Origin of the sequence: Xanthomonas sp. BRIP62418, assembly GCF_003993495.1 — a bacterium.
Lineage (GTDB): Bacteria > Pseudomonadota > Gammaproteobacteria > Xanthomonadales > Xanthomonadaceae > Xanthomonas > Xanthomonas euroxanthea.
Map to the genome: position 1 here is coordinate 75757 of NZ_QEZG01000049.1, position 19114 is coordinate 94870.

Here is a 19114-nt window from a genome sequence, read left to right on the forward strand (position 1 = left end):
GCTGGCAGCCCGTGGCGGCCCGCGCGTCCAGCGCCCACCGCGGCCCGCGCACGGGTTAGCGAGCTCAACGATGCAGCCATGGATGCCATGCGATCAGGCCCGACAGCTGTGCTACGGTCCGGCGCTGCATCCGCCTGGAACCGTTCGCATGCAGCATCGCTCAATCGCCTTCTCTCCCCTGCGTTGGCTGGCGTTGCTTGCCGCCTGCGTCAGCTTCGCCGGCAACGCGGCGCCACGCGCGGACGACGCGGGTTTCAGCGCGGTGGATCCGTTCATCGGCACCGGTGGCGAAGGCCACACCTATCCCGGCGCCACGCTGCCGTTCGGCATGGTGCAGCTGAGCCCGGACACGCAGATCAAGCCGCGCAAGGAGGCCTATGGCTGGGCCGCCGGTTACCGGCATGGCGACAGCACGATTGTCGGCTTCTCGCACACGCACTTTTCCGGCTCCGGGCATTCGGACCTGGGCGATATCCTGCTGATGCCGCAAACCGGCCAGGTCAAGCTCGAACGCGGCGATGCCGCCACACCGGGCAGCGGCTATACCGCGCAGTTCGACCACGCCAGCGAGCAGGCGCAGCCCGGCTACTACGCGGTGACCTTGAAAGACCGCAACATCCGCGCCGAACTCACCGCCAGTGCGCGCGTGGGTGTGCATCGCTATCAGTTCCCCAAGGGCGTACCGGCGCATGTGCTGGTGGACCTGCGCACCAGCCTGTACGACTACCCCGGCAAGGTGCAGTGGTCGCGGCTGCGCGTGCGCAGCGACGGCACCGTCACCGGCTTTCGTGAAACCCGCGGCTGGGCACCCGGCCGCCAGCTGTACTTCGCCATGCGCTTTTCGCGCCCGCTCACCGCCACGCAGTTGCACGACACCGAGCAGGACATCCCGTACAAGGGCTTTCCGCCGCCAGGCGAGAAGAACCCCGCGCAGCGCGCACAGATCGAAGGCCGGCAACTGGTCGGCGTGTTCGATGTCGCCAACGATGGCACGCCGCTGGTGGTCAAGGTTGCGCTGTCGCCGGTCAGCGAAGCCGGTGCCATTGCCAATCTCGATGCGGAGGTGCCCGGCTTCGATTTCGACCGCGTGCGCGCCGAGGCACGCGCGCAATGGACGCAGGCACTGTCGGCGATCGACGCGCAAGGCACGCCGCAACAACGCACCCAGCTCTACACCGCGCTGTATCACACCCTGCTCGGCCCCACGCTGTTCATGGACAGCGACGGCCAGTACCGCGGGCCGGACAATGCCGTGCATCAGGCGCGTGGCTGGACCAACTACTCCACCTTCTCGCTGTGGGACACCTACCGCGCGCTGCATCCGCTGCTCACCCTGGTGCAGCCGCCGCAACGCAGCAGCGACATGGTCAATTCCCTGCTCGCCTCGCGCCGTGAGAGCGCCTACGGCATCCTGCCGGTCTGGGCGTTCCACGGCCTGGAAACCTGGTGCATGATCGGCTACCACGCCGTGCCGGTGATCGCCGACGCCTACATGAAGGGCATCGGCGGCTTCGATGCCAACGAAGCATTGGACGCCATGGTCGCCAGCGCCAACTACGGCCCTTACGACGGCATCGCGCAGTACCGCGAACTGGGCTACGTGCCCATCGACGAAGAAGGCGAAGCCGCCTCCAAGACACTGGAATACGCCTTCGACGACTGGACCATCGCGCGCATGGCCGACAAGCTCGGCAAGCCCGCCATCGCTGCGGAATTCAGCAAGCGCGCCGGCAACTGGAAGCACGCCTTCGACCCGGCCACCGGCTACATGCGCGCGCGCACCCGTGCCGGCGACTTCCGCGCGCCGTTCGACCCCTCGGCCAGCGGCTACGGCAGCGACTACACCGAAGGCAATGCCTGGCAGTACTCCTGGTATGTGCCGCAGGACGTCGCGGGGCTTGCAGCCGCGCATGGCGGCGACGACCAACTGCTCGCGCGCCTGGATGCGGTGTTCGATGCCAAGGTCGACCCCAAGGTGTTCGCACACATGGAAGACATCACCGGCCTGATCGGCTGGTACGCGCACGGCAACGAACCCAGCCACCATGTCGCCTACCTGTACGCCTACGCCGGCCAGCCCTGGCGCAGCCAGGCGCGGCTGAGCCAGATCATGGACACCCAGTACCACGCCGGCCCCGAAGGCCTGGCCGGCAACGACGACCTCGGCCAGATGTCGGCCTGGTACGTGTTCACCACGCTGGGCTTCTACCCGGTGGCGCCGGGCAGCAACCAGTACATCATCGGCCGACCGTTCCTGCCGCGCGCCACGCTCCACCTGCCCAACGGCAAGCGCTTCAGCGTGATCGCCGATGGCCTGAGCAAGGCGCGCAGCTACATCGGCAGCGCCACCCTCAACGGCCAGGCATTGAATCGCGCCTACCTCACCCACGAGGAAATCCAGGCCGGTGGCGAGTTGCGCTTCCGCATGCAGGCCACGCCGAATACGCAATGGGCCACCGATCCGGCGCAGCGGCCGTATTCGATGTCGACGCAGACGCGCTGAGTCAGTAGTGGATGCCCATGCGCAGCCCGCAGGCATCGCGCTCCACCACCGCCGGCAGGCTGCCGGCGGTGCCCGCGGCAATGCGCTGCGCACTCCAGCAGGCCACCAAGGCATCCAGCACATCGTCCGGCTTGGCCAGCGCACGCGGCACACACTCCAGTAACGCAGCCACCTGCCGGGCGCCGTAGCACTGGCCCAGCAGGGCGGCGCGCTGCTGATGGCCCGCACGGCTCTTCTTGCCCGCCGCCAGGCCCTGCCCGCCAGCGAGCACGGCGAAGGAAACTTCCGGGTGCACCTCGAACACGCGCTGCGCCCAAGCCGGATCGGCGCGCAAGGCATCGTCCCAGTCGCGAATCTTCGACAGCGCAAACGACTGCACGCCAAAGCCACGCTGGCCGTCGTGGTCCAGTACCCGATGCAGCGCAGAGGCTTCCGCCTGCGTACGCGCATGCAACATGCCCCGCAGCGGCGCGGAAAAGATGCTGCATGCGCGGCGCCCACCGACAAAGCGCCGCGCCTGCGCATCCGCAACGCGGGGCGCGTGCTCGCTCAAGCCGATCGGAATGTCCACGCCCAGCACAGCGACGCCGCCCAATGCGCTCGCCAGCGCGGCAACACTGGGGTAGCCGGCGAACTGCAAGCCATCGCCGGCCTCCCACACCGCCAGCCAGCCGCTGCCGGCGCCATCGATCCCTACACACTGCATTGCTGTCCTCCCGGTCTGCCGTGCGTGCACGGCGCTACGGCATCGCCCGCACGCTAGCTGCGTGACGCGTTCACATCATGCACAACATTCGTTCACCCGCACGCATCGCGGTGGTTTCCAGACTGCTCCGCATCGGCCGCAGCACGCTGCGGCCTTGTCGTCCCCCAATGCAGGAGCCAGTGCATGTCCAGCACCAAGAACCAGTACGAAATGCAGAACCCGCTTACCCAGTTTCCGCAGCCCAAGTTCCCCGAGCAGACCCAGGAAGCGCCAGGCACCATCCACGCATTGCAGCCCAAGGCCGACCACGGCGAGCAGAGCTACCAGGGCTTCGGCCGCCTGAAGGGCCGCAAGGCGCTGATCACCGGCGCCGACTCCGGCATCGGCCGCGCCACCGCGATTGCCTACGCACGCGAAGGCGCCGACATCGTGCTGAACTACCTGCCGGAAGAAGAGCAGGACGCCGCGGAAGTGGTGAAGTTGATCCAGGCCGAAGGCCGCAAAGCCATCAGCATCCCGGGCGACCTGAAGGACGAAGCGTTCTGCAACGAACTGGTGGCACGCGCGGTCAAGGAGCTTGGCGGGCTGGACCTGCTGGTCAATATCGCCGGCAAGCAGACTGCGATGAAAGACATCGCCGACATCACCACCGAGCAGTTCGACGCCACCTACAAGACCAACGTGTACGCGATGTTCTGGCTGTGCAAGGCGGCCATCCCGCACCTGCCGCCGGGCGCATCCATCATCAACACCGGCTCGATCCAGTCCTACCAGCCCTCACCGACGCTGCTGGACTATGCCTCCACCAAGGCCGCCATCGTCAACTTCACCAAGGGCCTGGCCCAGCAGGTCGCCGACAAGGGCATCCGCGTCAACGCGGTCGCACCCGGCCCGGTGTGGACCCCGCTGCAGCCCAGCGGCGGCCAGCCGCCGGAAAAGATTCCCGAGTTCGGCTCGGAAACCCCGCTCAAGCGTGCCGGCCAGCCGGTGGAAATGGCGCCGCTGTACGTGATCCTGGCCTCGCAGGAATCCAGCTACGTCACCGGCGAAGTGTTCGGCGCCACCGGCGGCTTGTTGCTGTCCTGAGCAGCCTAGCGAACGCGTTTCCAGCCTAGCGCCACCAGGGCCCCGCCGATTGCTGCGTGCGCAGCGATCGGCATTTCCTCGGTGGCATTTCCTTGGTGGCGTTTCTTCGGAGGGCATTTCTTTGGCGGGTTTCTTTGACGGCGTTTCTTCGGTGGCGTTCTTGGTACCGGCGACGGTATCGACGGGTGACGCATCGGCGGGACGTACACGCACGATGGTTAAACCGGCGACGCAACGCTGGCTACGAGCACCCCGTAAGCTCCCCCTTCTCCCCCGGGAGAAGGTGTCCGAAGGGCGGATGAGGGTACGCAATTTCTACTAAAACTCCGCCCACAGTCCGCGCTTACCGCATCACCACCGTCTGGATCGCATGCGCCGGGATCTCCAACTCACTGGACGCGGCGCCCACATACAGGTTGTAGCGGATCGCCACGTCGCTGGCATTCATCACCACCGTCGCCAGGCTGCCATCGGTATTGAGAAAGGACGTCGTTGCGAGATTGCTGCGGCTGCTGGCCGCACTCACCCGCCGCGCACCGGGGCGGATGAACTTGGAAAAGTGGCCGATATACCAATAGCTCGGCGTGTAGATCACCTCGCCGGTGCGTGTATCGGCATGCACCGGCGCAAAGCAGTAGTTGCCCACATGGTTCGGCCCGCCATGTTCGTCGAGCAGGATGTTCCAGTCCGTCCAGCCCACCGCCCCATGATTGAGATCATTGATGATGGCAGTGCCATAGCGCTCGCCGTTGGGCCAGTGCTGCAGCTTTGCCGGGTCGAACTTCTCCACCGCCGCTTCGGTCAGCAACAGCGGCTTGTCCGGGTACGCCTGCGCCACCGCCGCCACGTTCTCCACCATCGGCGCGAACCCGGCCCAGGTCTCGTACCAGTGGAAGCCCATGCCCCACGCGTATTTCGCCGCGTCCGGATCGTCGAAGATCACGTGCGCGCGGTGCAGCATCATGTCGCGGTTGTGGTCCCACACGATGATCTTGCGGTCGCCATAGCCCGCCTGCTCCATCGTCGGACCAAGATGATTTTTCAGAAAGTCGCGCTCTTCCTCGGCGGAAAACACCATCGACTCCCAGGTCTGTACCGCCATCGGCTCGTTCTGCAGGCTGATGCCCCAGATCGGGATGCCGGCCTTTTCGTAGGCCGCAATGAAGCGCGTGTAATAGGTTGCCCAGGCCTGCGCATACGCGGGCAGCAACTTGCCGCCCTTGAGCATGTTGTTGCTGTCTTTCATGAAGGCCGGCGCGCTCCACGGGCTGGCAAATGTCGTCAATGTGCCGCCGGCCGCCGCGATGGCCTGGCGCAGCATCGGAATGCGATAACGCTCATCGTGCCTGACCGAAAAGCTGTTCAGCGCCGCATCGCCGTCCTTGATGTAGGTGTAGCTACCGCTGCTGAAGTCCGAGCTGTGGATGGTGGTGCGCGCCAGCGTATAGCCGATGCCCTCTTGCGGGTCGTAGTAGGCAGTGAGCAAGGCGCGCTGCGCAGGCTTGGGCAGCCTGGCAAAGGTCTCGGCACTGGCATCGGTGATCGCCCCGCCAATGCCCAGCACTTCCTGGAAGCGCCGCTGCGGATTGACGAAGATGGAGTTCTCCTTCTCGGTCAGCGCATGCCCTGCCCTGGGCGTATCGACAGTGCTGACACGCATCTGCTGCGTTGCGCCTTGGGCGGTGGTGTAGACGCGTAGTGCGCCGCCGGCGGCGGCTGGCGGAGTAGCAGCATCCGCAACCGCAGCCTCTACCGCCGTCGATGCGGGCGTGGACGCAGACGGTGCCGTCGATGCCGGCATCGGAATCGGCGTTGCTGCTGTTGCAGATGCTGCTGTTGCTGCTGTTGCAGATGCAGATGCCAACACCGTTTCAGTCGCAGCACCCCAAACTCCCAGAACCCCCACCATCGACCACGCAATCGCTCGCTTCACCGTGCACCCTCCCAGGTTGGTGACCAAGCCTAACCGACCAACGCGGCGCAACATCGCGCAACAAACGAGCGCAACCATGCATCCTTCCATCGCCGGACTTTCCCTTCTCCCCTCGGGAGAAGGTGGCCCGAAGTGCCGGATGAGGGTACGTCTGCCAAGAGTGCAACCCGCCCCCTGCAATCAAGGCAACAACCTAAACCCCAACTGGAAAGACAGCCCCACGCTTTCAGCAAACGTACCCTCACTCCAACCCCTCTCCCGCTGGAGAGGGACTTTGGTCAGCGTGCGGCATCACCGCGACGCGCGGCGATCAGCGGCGCGCCAACCGATCCAGAATCCCAGGCACTTCCAACCCCAGCTCGCGCGCCAGAAACCCCACCGGCCCGATCCGCCTGGCCAACTGCCTGCCCGCCGCCGCATGCACAAACACGCCCCATAACGCAGCGCCCAACGCATCGCAGCCGCGCGCGGCAAAACCCGCAATCAATCCCGCCAGGACATCGCCAGACCCGGAGGTGCCCAACCCGGATGCGCCCCCACGATGCATCCACAGCGCACCATCCGGCCCGGCAATAAAACTATCCGCACCCTTGACGATCACCACGCTACGCAGCTTCTGCGCAAACTTCAGCGCGTACTCCCCCGGCGCCGCTTCCACCGCTGCCTTGTCGTCGCCGGCCAGGGTCGCCATCTCGCCCGCGTGCGGCGTCAGCACGAACGGCCGCCCGATCGGCGCCCGCAGGCCACGCGACAACGCGCCGGCATCCAGCACCAAGGTGCAAACCGCCTGTTCGGCAGCGCGCCTGACCATCGCCGTGGTGGTGGCCGACGACGCCATGCCCGGCCCGATCACTGCCGCATCGCAGGCCGCCATCGCCCCGTCCAGTGCGCGGTGCCCGCGCACGATCTCGCCCTGCCCGTTCTGCGCCAGCCCCAGTACCAGCGCCTCCGGCACCGCCAAGGCCATGCCCGGCGCCACACTGGCGGCGGTGGCAATCTGCAGCTTGCCGGCACCGGTGCGCAGCGCCGCCTCGCCGGCCAGCAGCACTGCGCCCGGCACGCGCATCGAGCCACCCACGATCAACACGCGCCCGCGCTGCTCCTTGTCGCCCCCCGGGGCCGGCAACGGCATCGACCGCAAGGCCGCAGCGGTGAGCATGCGCATGCGCGGGGCGGCCATCAGCGTGCCCCGGCCGGGCGGTCGGACTCGGTGGTCACCGGCTCGTCGGCCAGCTCCGGCGGCACGAACTTGGTACGCAGCAACTCCAGCGATTGCCCATCGGCCGCAGCCGCATATTCGGTGACGCCGCAATTGGGCACATCGCCCTCGCGGTCGATTCCCAGGATGGTGGCCTCGTCCATCCGCTCGATCAGATAGCGGAAGCAATTGACGATCACCTGGTGCCCCACGATCAGCACCCGCGCGCCCACATGGTTGCGCTGCAGATCGCCCACCACCCCACGCAGGCGGAAGATCACATCGCACCAGCTCTCGCCACCGGGCGGGCGGAAGTAGAACTTGCCCACCAGCTTGCGCTGCTCGGCCAGCTCCGGAAAGGTCGCAAGAATGCCGGCCGTGGTATAGCGGTCGAGCACGCCAAATTCCTTCTCGCGCAAACGCTCGTCCACGCTGACCGAATCGGCCGGCTGCCCCAGCGCACGCGCCACCGCGGCGGCAGTCTGGCGCGCACGTATGTAGGTGGAACTCAGGATCAGCGTCGGGCGCTCCTGCTCGGGCAAGCCGGCCATCCACGCCCCCAGCGCCTCGGCCTGGCGCTCGCCAAGGTCCGACAACGGCACATCCGCATCGCGGTGCTCCAGGTCGATCAAGGCCGCCCCGTTGGACTCGGCCAGATCACGCGCCACATTGCCCGCGCTCTGCCCATGCCGCACCACCCACAACCGCGCCGGCCACTGCGCCGAGACACCGGCTACCGCACTGTTCTCACTCACATGCTTCTCCTGCACAACGTCGGCCTCAGGTGTCGCACAGCCGCCGTGAAAACATGGTCGACCAGCGCATCCGTGACCGGCGTTTCAATACGCACGCGCATCCATGACTGATGGCACAGCAACAAGCGAACGCAACGGACGACGAACGCCGCGCCGCTATACTGCAGCCCCCCACAAGCCCGCCGCCCATGTCCAACGTCCTGTTGCTGCGCACGGCAAAAGAGCGCGAAGAACTGCTGCTGGAAGAGGTGCTGGACGCCACCGAGCAATGCATCGACGCCATCGGCCTGGGCGCCACCAGTTTCGAATTGATCGCCGAGCGCGCCAGGGTCAGCTGCGGCAGCCTGCTGCAACGCTTCGAAGACAAGGACGCGCTGGTGCGCGCACTGCTGGAGCGCAACTACATGCGCGCCATCCGCCAGATGTGGTTGGTGGAACGCCCGGCCAACGTGCACGTGGTGGATTTCATCGCCGGCCTGCTCGAAGAATGGCTGCTGCAGGAAATCAACATCAAGCGCACCCGCATCGACCTGGAACTGCACCTGGCCACCCTGCGCGACCCGGTGCTGGCCGCCTTCATGCGCCGGCAGAGCGCATCGCTGATCGAACACCTCAGCGCACTGCTCAAACGCCTGCTCCGCGGCCACGCCGACCCGGCCAGCAGCGAGCAGGAATTCCAGGCCCGCGTCTTCGCCGTTGCCGCCATGTGCGGCGGCCTGCACAGCGTGATGACCAGCGGCATGGAACTCAACCGCATGCACCTGCAGCTGATTCTGCGCGAGAGTCTGTCGGGGATTTTGAAGTCTGCGCCGGTGTAGGAGCGCTACTTCTTTCCGCCTGATTCTTCCAGGCTCGCCGGCCACTGCATCTGCTTCAGCGCATGGGTCATCTGATCGGCAAGCAGCTCCAGACAAAATGCCAGCTCGTCCATGCAAATGGCCGGCTGCCGCGCCTGCTCTTCGGCCTGCGTGCGTGGCTGCGCCAAACGCGCCAGAAAGCGCATATGGTCGCGCAGCTGCTGCAAGCGGTACTGCGCGCCTTCTGGCAGGTAGTAGCCCGGGTGTGACTGCGCATCACGTACAACGTCCGACATGGCCTGCTCCTCATTCCATGGAATCAGCCCGCCCGCCGCTAGGCGACGGACGGGAAGTCGGGAGGCTCGAAACCGCTAACAGCCGGCGGGCGTATTCCCCTTGCGGGTGTTGTATTAGCCGCCCTCCCGACGCAGGCATCACGTCGGTTGCACCTACAAAGTTGCAGGCACAAAAAACCCACCGGTTTGTCGGAGGTGGGTACCGCTGTTAGCGGAGTTTCGAGGCTCCGTACCGTAAGCGTGCTACCGCAGACGCGGCCCGTCAAGAGGGCGTCCCACGTGCGTCTGCGCACTTGCTCTCCTGATTACAACCATGGCGAACATCAGCATCAAGGCAACGGCGGAAGCCCCAGCTCCAACAGGAACGCGTTGTGTCGCGCCTTGCTCTCGCCAATCTCCTCTTCGATCTGCTTGAGCTGCGCATGCACGGCATGCAGATCGACCTCCTCTGCGGCTTGTGCGGTGCTGACATAGCGCGAGATATTGAGGTTGAAGTCATTCTTCTCGATCTCCGCCATCTCCACGCGACGTGCGTAGCGTAGTGCCTCCTTGCGGTCGCGGTAGGTCTCGACAATGTTGTCGATATGCTCAGGCAACAGTCGGTTCTGGCGCTTGCCCTTCTCGAAATGCTCTGCCGCATTGATGAAGAGCACGTCGTCGGGCTGTTTGCACTTCTTCAGCACCAAGATGCACACGGGGATGCCGGTGGAATAGAACAGGTTCGGCGGCAGCCCGATCACCGTATCGATATGCCCGTCCTTGAGCAGTTTGGTGCGGATGCGCGCTTCTGCGCCGCCTCGAAACAACACACCGTGCGGCAAGATGATGGCCATCACGCCATCGTCCTTGAGGTAATGAAACCCGTGCAGCAAAAAAGCGAAATCCGCCGCCGATTTGGGCGCCAGACCATGGCTGCGGAAGCGCATGTCTTCGCTCAGCGCCTCGTTCGGCTCCCAGCGGTAGCTGAAGGGCGGGTTGGCCACCACCGCATCGAAGCGCGGCATGCGTGCGGGGTTGGATTCGCGCAGCCAGTCCCACTCGTTCTTCAGCGTGTCGCCATGGTGGATGTCGAATTCCGTGTCCTTCATCCCGTGCAGCAGCATATTCATGCGCGCCAGGTTGAAGGTGGTGACGTTCTTCTCTTGCCCTACGAGCTTGCCGATGGCGTGCGGACCGAGGCGCCTGCGCACATTGAGCAACAGCGACCCTGACCCGCAGGCGAAATCCAGCACCTGGTCCAGATGCGTGCGAGGACCGGCAGCCGGGTTCTGGCTGTCCAGCGTGACGATGGCCGACAGAATGTCCGAGATGAATTGTGGAGTGTAGAACTCGCCTGCTTTCTTGCCGGACCCGGCCGCGAACTTGCCGATCAGATACTCGTAGGCATCGCCCAAGGTGTCGCTGTCGGTGGAGAACTGGGCCAGGCCCTTGGCGATCTTGCCGAGGATTTTGACCAACTGGTCGTTGCGCGCCTTGCGCGTTTTGCCCAGTTTGTCCGAATTGAGATTGATCTCGGAGAACAGGCCAACGAACGTGCTCTCGAACGAGTCTTCTTCAATATGCTTGAACGCCTCCTCCACCGTGGTCAACAGGTCCTCGCTCTGCTCGCGCGCCATATTGACGATGTTGGTCCATAGGTACTCCGGCAGGATCACGTAATGCACCTTGCGCCGCATCTGCGTCTCGAAGGCCGGTACGTCGCCAGCGTTGTCGGCGTACCAGAACGACAGCGGCGCAAAACGGTCGTCAGGCTCCAGTTCGGGGTATTCGTCGCCCAGCTCGCGCTGTGCAGCGGCCTCATAGTTATCTGACAGATACTTCAGAAACAAAAACGCGAGCATGTAGTCACGAAAGTCGTCCGCGTCCATGCTGCCGCGCAGGTCGTCGGCGATGGACCATAGCAAATCACCGAGCTTGTTTTTTTCGTCGTGCGTCATTGGGTTTTTAGGATTTCTCGCGGTGATTGAGTTGTTGCCGTGTGGCTTCTAGCGAGTGGAGCGTGATCGGACGTCGGCGTCGGCCTCGTTCCCGCCCTCTGTTTCAACTGTCAAGAATTTCTTGACAGTTGCCAGCGCCTCTAACTCGTTGTCTTCAAAATCGTCTCAGGTACAGGAAAATGTCCCGCTAGCTGGTGTCGAATAGCTCGGCAATCCCGGCAGGGCTGAGCCAGACGGTCTACCGGCGGGCCTGCAGGTGCATCTGACTGCGGCCGTCTTTCGGTGGTGTCGAGAATCGGCATGTCAGGCATCCGTACCGGGCAGCGGCGCCCTATTGAACGGATAGAAAGCCAGGAAATCATTGAGCACTTTTTCGAAATGCTCCTTGTTTTCCTGCAACATTTCCACCGGGTCGTAGAACGAGTAATTTCCGTGGCTCATGATGTTCACCACGCGCCCGTACAAGGTAGCGTCGGGGTCGCCATCGGCATCCTGCTGGATGCAGACCGAGAACTTGTCATGGCCGTGGAAGATCTGCGCCTTCTCCAACAGACCGCGCAGCGCATTGAAGTGGTGTGTATAGATCTGGCCCGAGTCACGGGCACGACAGAGGTCCTCCAGCAGTGCCAGATGATGGAAGAACGGCGTGTCGCCGCTGTAGGTCAGCGTGAATTCGCCCGTAGCGCGCGATCGCGACAGCAACCATGGCTGGAACTTACTGCGGTCGATCAGCTTGATCTCGTTCCAAAGCACGTTAAAGAACAAGGCGTGATGCGTCGAGATCACAGTCTTGATGGCGTGATCCTTCCGCGCCAGAAATTGCCCTAGATGATTAGCAACCACGATGGCATTATGTTCGTCCAACGAGGAAATGGGGTCGTCGATGACGATGTACTTAACCCACTGGTATGCCTCCGCCCCGTCCATCGCCAATTGCACTATGGCCAGAAAGAAGCACCAGATGAACATGGTTTCCTCGCCCCGGGAGATCTTGATCGGCTGCTCCGCATCGCCTTTCGGGTAGAAGCGCACCAGTCCGGCCTCGGCATCGATCTGGAAATCGAAATCGGCGTAGCGCTGCAGCAGCGGGCGGATACGGGTATCCATCTCCAGCTCTGAGAGGCCCGCAAAGAGGCGGGAAGCGGTATTGAGCACCAGCTTGCGGTCGCTGTCTCCGGCCAGATCGTTGTCCCAGCCAAACAGATCTTCGGTATAGGCATTGAAGTACAGCGTGTCGCGGGCATCTCCTTGCCGGCCGATATTCTTGAACGCCATTGACAACTGTGTCTTGCCAACGCCGTTATGGCCGTAGAGCAGTACGAAGCGTTTAGCATTCTCTGGCGCGCCCGCCTGACCGACCAGCGCTGTGCGGACGTGGGCCGCGAGCGCGGGCATATCGGGAAATTTTGGCGGTGGGCTCATGAAACAGTTGTCTCTAGAGCTGGGAACAGGCCCTGCATCAGCCCTCTTTTGTGCTGTTGGAGTAGTGTGATCTTGCAAACCTGCGCGGCGATCAGGCTTTCTAAAGAAGAAAGACAATCAGAGATTTTCTGCTGTTCCTCTCGTTCTTTGGGATAGGTGAAATTGATATTTTTAATCAACTCTCCGCTTAGGTTTTCCTGCCCACCAGGATTGCTGATACTTCGTATTTCTGCATAGCGATAATCGAGATTATGAAATAGAAAATTGGCATTCACTCGGTCACCCACCGAAATGGCAGCGCACGCCTGATTCGTTGCAGCGTCAATTCCCAGTATAGCAACCTTTCCTCTAGTCTTTCCTTGACCGTACATAGCCATCAACACGGTCCCCTTGGGAAAAACCTTTGCAGCAGAATCCTTTAGTCCCATCTGGGTGATGCATTCGTTTGCATCTCTAATAATATTAGAATCAATCAAAGATGTGGTGACCCACGGTATATCCCCGCCCCAATTATCCAAATTTGTACGGCGCGGAGTTCCACCGGAACGAATTTCCGCAATATCGCCGACTTTGCTTGAAACCCAAATTACATCGCTTCGAAAGGCCGGAAACCGCAGGCGCGGCAAGCGCTGGCCTTCGGCGGGAAACAGCTGCTGCATCAGGCTCTGCTTGTGGGCCTTGAGGACGTCAAGTTTACGGGTTTCTGCACCAATACGGTCATCAACGGATGACAGGCAGTCCGCAACTTTTTTTTGTTCGCCAGCACCGGGGACTGGCACTTTCATATTTGCAAAAAATGAAATCCAGTGCCGTCCGTGTCCAGCCACTTCGTAGTCAATAACTTGCAACAGCTCGTAGAAGAATCTGATGTTGGAATTATTCTTTGGCAGCAAAATCTTCATCGCTGATGACTTTACCTTGAATGGAAAATTTACAAATTTTGATGAAGTTGTAAAATCATCAAAAATAATAACGGGCAAATCTTGATCGAAAATTCCATCAACCTCATCTGTATAACCAAGCAAAAATGTCTTTCCAGCCGTCAACACTGGCACAGGATAATTATTATCGTATTTTGTGGAACGCACCAAGTACGGTGTCGGCTGGAGATATTCCAAATGATCTCCTAATTTATCGAATTCCCAGCCACCAGCATCAAAATAATCTGGAAAGCGCCACCTTGGGACTATTTCCAGGGTCCTAATCACTTTTGACACATTGCCTTTGCCCCTACTGCGCATACGCACTCAACCCCGCAATCTCTCGCCCCTGCGCCAACCGTTCCAGCACTGGCGTCAGCTGCTCCATCAATTCCAACTCGCGGCGCGTGCGGTCTTTCCAGCCCAACCCCAGCGGCGCCATCAATGCACTCAGTGCCTCACCGTCGAACACGCGGCGGCGCAGGATATCGTCTACGAAGGCCTTGAACGCATCAAGCTCCAGTCCGTGCGCCTGCGCGATGGCGTTAAGCACGTCGGTTCGGCGGTGCGCCTTGAAGGTCTCGTATCCTTTGCGGATAGCGGCTTCCTCCAGCGGCTGATCCATGGGCAGGCTACGCAGGTAGTCGGCAATCAGGTCGCGCTCATCCAGGAACTTGGCATCGGCCTGGATCAGGCCAATCAGCTGCTCGCGGGTCATGCTGCGCTCGGCCGGTGGCTTGGCGCTGTCGCGTGCCACCAGCGCCATGATGTAGTCGTAGTCGATCAGGTTGGAGGCAAACAGCACGAACTCGAACTCCAGGTTCTGCACCTCCTGCGACGCGGCGCTGCCTTGGGCCTGCTGCTGAGCCTTGAGCCGCTGCGCGGTGTCCAAGTAGGTGCCGCGCCAGGCGCGCAGGTCGTCCGGGCTGATCACCTTGTCTACCTGCACCCGTTGCTCAGGCGTGATGTCGGTGTACTGGTCCACCTGGGTCTTGAGCCGCTGTACATCTTTGAAAAGCTCCACGAAGCGGCTGCGCGCGGTGTCGCCGCGCAGGTTAGCCACTTCATCGGGCGCGTTATGCAAGCCCTGCGACTGCATGAACTCCTCCAGCCGCTGCATGGCGCCCGTAAGCTGATCGATGACCTCAGGCGCAGGATCCACCAGCCAGATGCGCGCGGGCGCTTCGTTGCCTTCGCCGGAGAACAGCTTGATAGCCTCGTTCACCGGGTCTTGCTGTTGACGGAAATCAAGAATGCTGCCGTAAGGCTTGGCATCGTTGAGGACGCGATTGGTGCGCGAAAACGCCTGGATCAGGCCGTGATATTTCAGATTCTTATCCACATACAAGGTATTGAGATATTTGGAGTCGAAGCCGGTCAGCAGCATATCCACCACGATGGTGATATCGATTTTCTCAGCACCCTTGCCAGGCAGATCGGTGTCGGGGATCTGCTGCAGCTTGATACGCTGTTGCACGTCCTTGTAATACCCGTCGAATTCGCCGATACGGAAGTTGCCACCGTACTGGGCGTTGTAATCGGCAATGATCTGTTTGAGCGCGGCATATTTGCCTTCCGGGTCTTCGCGGTTGTCGGCTTGCTCTTGCGGCAGGTCTTCTTGCAACTGGCGCACATCGGCGGCGTTCTTGCCGGCGTCTTCACCGCCCTCGGCAGCCACCGCTTGCGCCGGCGGGGAAAACACACACGCGATTTTCAGCGGACGATAGTCGGCTGCTTTTGCCTGGCGTTCGGCTTGCATCTTGCCGAACTGGTCGTAGTACTCGATCGCGTCGTTGATCGATGCGGTGGCAAACACGGCATTGAACCGGCGCTGGGACGTCGCCGCGTCATGTTTACTCAGGATCGTTTCGATTACTTTTTGCTTGATGATGGCCTCGCCCGGCTTGGGCGGGTGTTTGCCCTCGGGCTTGAAGTGGTCCACATGGAACTTCAGCACATTCCGGTCATCAATGGCGTGGGTGATGGTGTACGCATGCAACTCGCGCTGAAACAGATCTTGAGTAGTGCGGTAGCGGCCGCTCTGGCCGTCGCGCTGAACGCTGGCGGCGTTCTTGTCGAAGATCGGCGTGCCGGTGAAACCAAACAACTGCGCACGCGGGAAAAACTCCTTGATGGCCTGGTGGTTGTCACCGAACTGAGAGCGATGGCACTCATCGAAGATGAAGACCAAGCGCTTGTCACGCAGTGGTTCCAACCGTTGCGCATAGTTGCGGCGGTTGCTGCCATCCAGCGCCAAGCCCAGCTTCTGGATAGTGGTAACGATGACCTTATCGGCCTTGTCGTCAGACACCAGCCTGCGCACCAGAGCCTCGGTATTGGTGTTCTCTTCGACACACCCTTCCTGGAAGCGGTTGAATTCCTCCCGGGTCTGGCGGTCGAGATCCTTGCGGTCCACCACGAACAGACACTTCTCGATGTCCGGGTTGTCCTTGAGCAGGGTGGATGCTTTGAATGAGGTGAGCGTCTTGCCGCTGCCTGTGGTGTGCCAGACATAGCCGTTGCCGCCGTTCTTCTCGATGCAGTCGACAATCGCCTTGACCGCATAGATCTGATAGGGGCGCATCATCATCAGCTTCTGTTCGCTCGCCACCAATACCATGTAGCGGCTGAGCATCTGCCCTAGCGTGCATTTGGGCAGGAAGGCATCGGCGAACGCGTCAAGGCGGCCAATCTTGCGGTTGGCCTCGTTGGCAAACTGGTAGATGGGCAGAAACTGTTCCTGCGCACTGAAATTGAAGTGGCGCGGGTTGTTGTTGGCAAAGTAATACGTTTCCGTCCGATTACTGACAATGAACACCTGCATGAAGCAAAGCAGCGTGCGGGTATAGCCATTGCCCGAGTCGGCTTTGTAGTCAACGATCTGCTGCATGGCACGACGTGGATTGATGCCCAACGTCTTCAACTCGATCTGCACGACCGGCACGCCGTTGATCAACAGGATTACGTCGTAGCGATGATGGCTGTTGTCGTTGTTGATACGCAGCTGATTGACTACCTCGAAGGTGTTCTTGCACCAATCGCGAGTGTTGACCAACGTGTAATGCAGCGGCGTGCCGTCGTCGCGGATGAATGTTGAGGTCTCGCGCAAACGTTGCGACGCGCTGTAGACGTCGCTGGTCACGATGTCTTCAAGAAGCCGCTGGGATTCGGTCTGCGTCAGGTAGACGCGGTTAAGCGTCTCGAACTTCCTTAGGAAGTTGCGCTCAAGTGCCGCGCGATCCCGCAAATCCGGGCGCAGCGTGTACTTCAGCTCGTCGAGCTTGGCGATGAGATCCCGCTCGATATCGCTTTCTTTGACGTACATGAGACCCTCGTGGCAGGTGGCCAGACTCCCTGGTGACGGAGAGTGTGGCGACAGTCATTTTAGCGTCTAAGGCGCACATATTTCGCCGCTTAGAGTGCTCCAGAAGGGCTTATTGAACCGCCCCTGATTTTAGGAGACAGCTTGTCCCCGCTCCTGCCTGCTCTGCCGCCACCTCTTGACGGAATATAGAAGTGCATTCTTCACCCCCGGCGCGACATCTGCTCATAGTTGGCGTCTGCTTCACTAATTCCCGATTTCTGCGCTAACGCCGTGCTCAATGATAGTCGTCTTCACGCTGATGCCTGACCACCAAAACGGTGACGACCTGGTCGCTTTCCACCTCAAACAGCAGCACGTAGCCGCTGGCGCCGAAGCCGATCACCAGCTCCCGCAAGAACGGGTCTGCCACCCCCGCCTTGCGGCAGCTCAACGAGGCCAGTTCAAGCACGGTGACGCCATCGCGGATGGCCTGCAGCGCACGCTCGGCCACGGTGAAGTCGCCTTCGGCACGCTGTAGCAGCCAGTCGTAAAGACGCGCGAGATCCTCGCGCGCTTGCTGAGTGAAGCGGACGGAAAATCCCACGTTGGCTTAGCCCTTGCGCGCCTTGTCCAGTTGGGACTGCAGCCCGGCCACCACATCCTTCGCGTCGATGTAGCGGTTGGATGCCTTGGCGCTGTCACGCGAGGCCAGCCCGCGTGCGATGAAGGCTTCCTGCTGCTGCCGCTGCTGCACCTGGGCGCGCACGGAGTACTCGACGAAGCTGGACAGCGTCTCACCCTCCTGCAACACGGCTTCAGCCGCTTCGCGCAGCGCCGGGTCTACCCGAAGCGATGGAAGAGATGCGGATTTCATGGCAGGCCCAGTGCGTTGCAATTGCGATGCATCATCGCAAGCGGGCGGCGGTGCTTCAAGGTTTTGTTTGCAGACCTAAGCCGACGATGTCGCAGCTACGCTGATGCAATGGTACCTAGACGCTGAAGCACGACGCTTGCGCGCTCCGGTTCGGCGACCAATCCCGGCAACGCGTTCACAAACGCCGGGGTAGCCACTAGCCCCACAAACACGTCGGCAACCCACTGCCGAAGGTCTGCATGCTCCACGGCAAGCTCTTCCACCAGCTCGGCCCGGCCATCGACGACATTGAGCACGTCCTCCAGGTCGTGACTGGAAAGGAAGTCGCTGTTGCCTCGGGTAACGAAGGCTTCGAGCTTGGTCGCCACGAATGCTGTCGCTGTCACCAAACGGATGGACAGGCGATCGCTCAAGGCCACCACTTGGGCCGTCTCTACAGCATGGGCGTACCAGCGGTTGGAGAAGCCAAGCACGCCGGCATCCACCGGCATCAGGTCGAAGAGGACGCCCGACGCTTGGTGTAGCCAGCGGCAGACGACACCGCTCTGCATCTCGCGCGCGAAGCCCTACGATTCCACACGCGCCTCGATACCGCGGAACCGGGACCAATCAAGATTGACCACCGCATTGACGTCATAGGTGGCGCGGACGTTTTCAGCCAATGGATCGGATACCAGCAGGCCAACGACTGCGCCGCCAAGGAAGACTACGTGGTCGCAAAGCTCGCCCAATGCATTCGCAATCACAAGCAGATGCGGTAGTTAGGATCGTCAGAGCGCATCGCCAAGCCTCAGCAATTGTTTGAGATAGCTTGCTGCCAGCGTGCGCTCGCGGGCACGCCCGCTGCGTAGGGCGTCCTGCAGCGCCAGAAGTTGGTGCAAGGCAGGGTCGGCCAGCGCAGCGTTGGGCACACCGGTCGACAACGGCGACAAGCTGGGGCCTTTGGCCGTGCCCTGCGCGCTTGGCCACACTGGTGCATCCCCGGGGGAGCTGGCAATCGCAATGGACAGTGGGGGCACGCCAAAGGCGGTAGGAATGCCACGCCTTAGCGGCCCGATGACGGCAGGAAAGGCGTAACGCACGCCGTGGACCGCAAACTCGTGCAGCGCCGTGCGCACCGTCTCCCACTCGCCGCGGCTTTTTTCCAGCGCCAAGCCGGAGGCCACCGCGCGCTTGACGCTGCGATGCACCTGAGAAGGGCTCATGCCCAGCGCTTCTCCAAGGGATGCATACGTCCAGACCTGGCCCGCCTGGGCGACCTGCTTGTACAGCACCACCAGATCCTGGGGCTTCAGTTCCACAGCCGAGCCCGCCTTATTCCATATTCCGGAATATGGAATATCCAGCGAGCGAGCTGTTTTTGCAAGCGGTCTCCGCTATCTG

General features: G+C 61.9%; 15 protein-coding genes and 1 pseudogene. 3 read left to right on the forward strand and 13 right to left on the reverse strand.

Features of this window, described 5'->3' with window-relative positions; translation table 11 throughout:
• Positions 1-148: 148 nt before the first annotated feature.
• Complete coding sequence (locus EO174_RS18605; protein ID WP_126946631.1) at positions 149-2503, forward strand: GH92 family glycosyl hydrolase; 2355 nt, start codon at positions 149-151, stop codon at positions 2501-2503.
• A gap of 1 nt (position 2504) precedes the next feature.
• Here the strand turns inward: EO174_RS18605 and EO174_RS18610 are convergent, their stop codons facing one another.
• Positions 2505-3209: a DUF429 domain-containing protein gene (locus tag EO174_RS18610; RefSeq protein WP_126946634.1), complete on the reverse strand. Its 705-nt coding sequence runs from the start codon at positions 3207-3209 to the stop codon at positions 2505-2507.
• Between the two features lie 183 nt (positions 3210-3392).
• On the opposite strand from EO174_RS18610, the gene EO174_RS18615 reads away from it, so the two are divergent.
• Complete coding sequence (locus EO174_RS18615; RefSeq protein WP_104582375.1) at positions 3393-4295, forward strand: SDR family oxidoreductase; 903 nt, start codon at positions 3393-3395, stop codon at positions 4293-4295.
• A gap of 343 nt (positions 4296-4638) precedes the next feature.
• Here the strand turns inward: EO174_RS18615 and EO174_RS18620 are convergent, their stop codons facing one another.
• From EO174_RS18620 to EO174_RS18630, 3 genes are all read right to left on the reverse strand, one after another.
• Positions 4639-5955, reverse strand: coding sequence for a glycoside hydrolase family 30 protein (locus EO174_RS18620; RefSeq protein WP_126946636.1), 1317 nt, complete (start codon positions 5953-5955; stop codon positions 4639-4641).
• A gap of 583 nt (positions 5956-6538) precedes the next feature.
• A complete protein-coding gene (locus EO174_RS18625; protein WP_126946638.1) occupies positions 6539-7408 on the reverse strand; it encodes an NAD(P)H-hydrate dehydratase in 870 nt (289 codons plus the stop codon).
• On the reverse strand, positions 7408-8196 hold the full coding sequence (locus EO174_RS18630) for a histidine phosphatase family protein (RefSeq protein WP_126946640.1): 789 nt from the start codon (positions 8194-8196) through the stop codon (positions 7408-7410). Before EO174_RS18630 ends, EO174_RS18625 begins: the two co-directional genes overlap by 1 nt.
• Positions 8197-8369: 173 nt before the next feature.
• Here EO174_RS18630 and EO174_RS18635 point away from each other — a divergent pair, with 173 nt between their 5' ends.
• A complete protein-coding gene (locus EO174_RS18635) occupies positions 8370-8999 on the forward strand; it encodes a TetR/AcrR family transcriptional regulator (protein ID WP_104582370.1) in 630 nt (209 codons plus the stop codon).
• 5 nt (positions 9000-9004) lie between these two features.
• Here the strand turns inward: EO174_RS18635 and EO174_RS18640 are convergent, their stop codons facing one another.
• From EO174_RS18640 to EO174_RS18685, 9 genes and pseudogenes are all read right to left on the reverse strand, one after another.
• Positions 9005-9274: a hypothetical protein gene (locus EO174_RS18640; protein ID WP_126946642.1), complete on the reverse strand. Its 270-nt coding sequence runs from the start codon at positions 9272-9274 to the stop codon at positions 9005-9007.
• Positions 9275-9603: 329 nt separating this feature from the next.
• On the reverse strand, positions 9604-11211 hold the full coding sequence (locus EO174_RS18650) for a type I restriction-modification system subunit M (protein WP_126946644.1): 1608 nt from the start codon (positions 11209-11211) through the stop codon (positions 9604-9606).
• Positions 11212-11514: 303 nt separating this feature from the next.
• Complete coding sequence (locus tag EO174_RS18655) at positions 11515-12633, reverse strand: AAA family ATPase (RefSeq protein ID WP_126946646.1); 1119 nt, start codon at positions 12631-12633, stop codon at positions 11515-11517.
• Positions 12630-13841, reverse strand: a complete 1212-nt coding sequence (locus EO174_RS18660; RefSeq protein WP_164740263.1) for a restriction endonuclease subunit S — start codon at positions 13839-13841, stop codon at positions 12630-12632. The genes EO174_RS18655 and EO174_RS18660 overlap by 4 nt, the downstream gene beginning before the upstream one ends.
• A gap of 22 nt (positions 13842-13863) precedes the next feature.
• Positions 13864-16878: a type I restriction endonuclease subunit R gene (locus EO174_RS18665; protein ID WP_126946650.1), complete on the reverse strand. Its 3015-nt coding sequence runs from the start codon at positions 16876-16878 to the stop codon at positions 13864-13866.
• A gap of 274 nt (positions 16879-17152) precedes the next feature.
• Positions 17153-17461, reverse strand: coding sequence for a type II toxin-antitoxin system RelE/ParE family toxin (locus tag EO174_RS18670; protein WP_126946652.1), 309 nt, complete (start codon positions 17459-17461; stop codon positions 17153-17155).
• A gap of 6 nt (positions 17462-17467) precedes the next feature.
• Positions 17468-17731 (reverse strand): YlcI/YnfO family protein, encoded by a 264-nt coding sequence (locus EO174_RS18675; RefSeq protein WP_126946654.1) that lies wholly within the window; start codon positions 17729-17731, stop codon positions 17468-17470.
• Between the two features lie 215 nt (positions 17732-17946).
• Positions 17947-18354, reverse strand: a pseudogene (locus tag EO174_RS18680) (hypothetical protein); the annotation flags it as partial.
• 147 nt (positions 18355-18501) lie between these two features.
• Positions 18502-19032 (reverse strand): MarR family transcriptional regulator, encoded by a 531-nt coding sequence (locus tag EO174_RS18685; protein ID WP_126946656.1) that lies wholly within the window; start codon positions 19030-19032, stop codon positions 18502-18504.
• Positions 19033-19114: the final 82 nt, after the last annotated feature.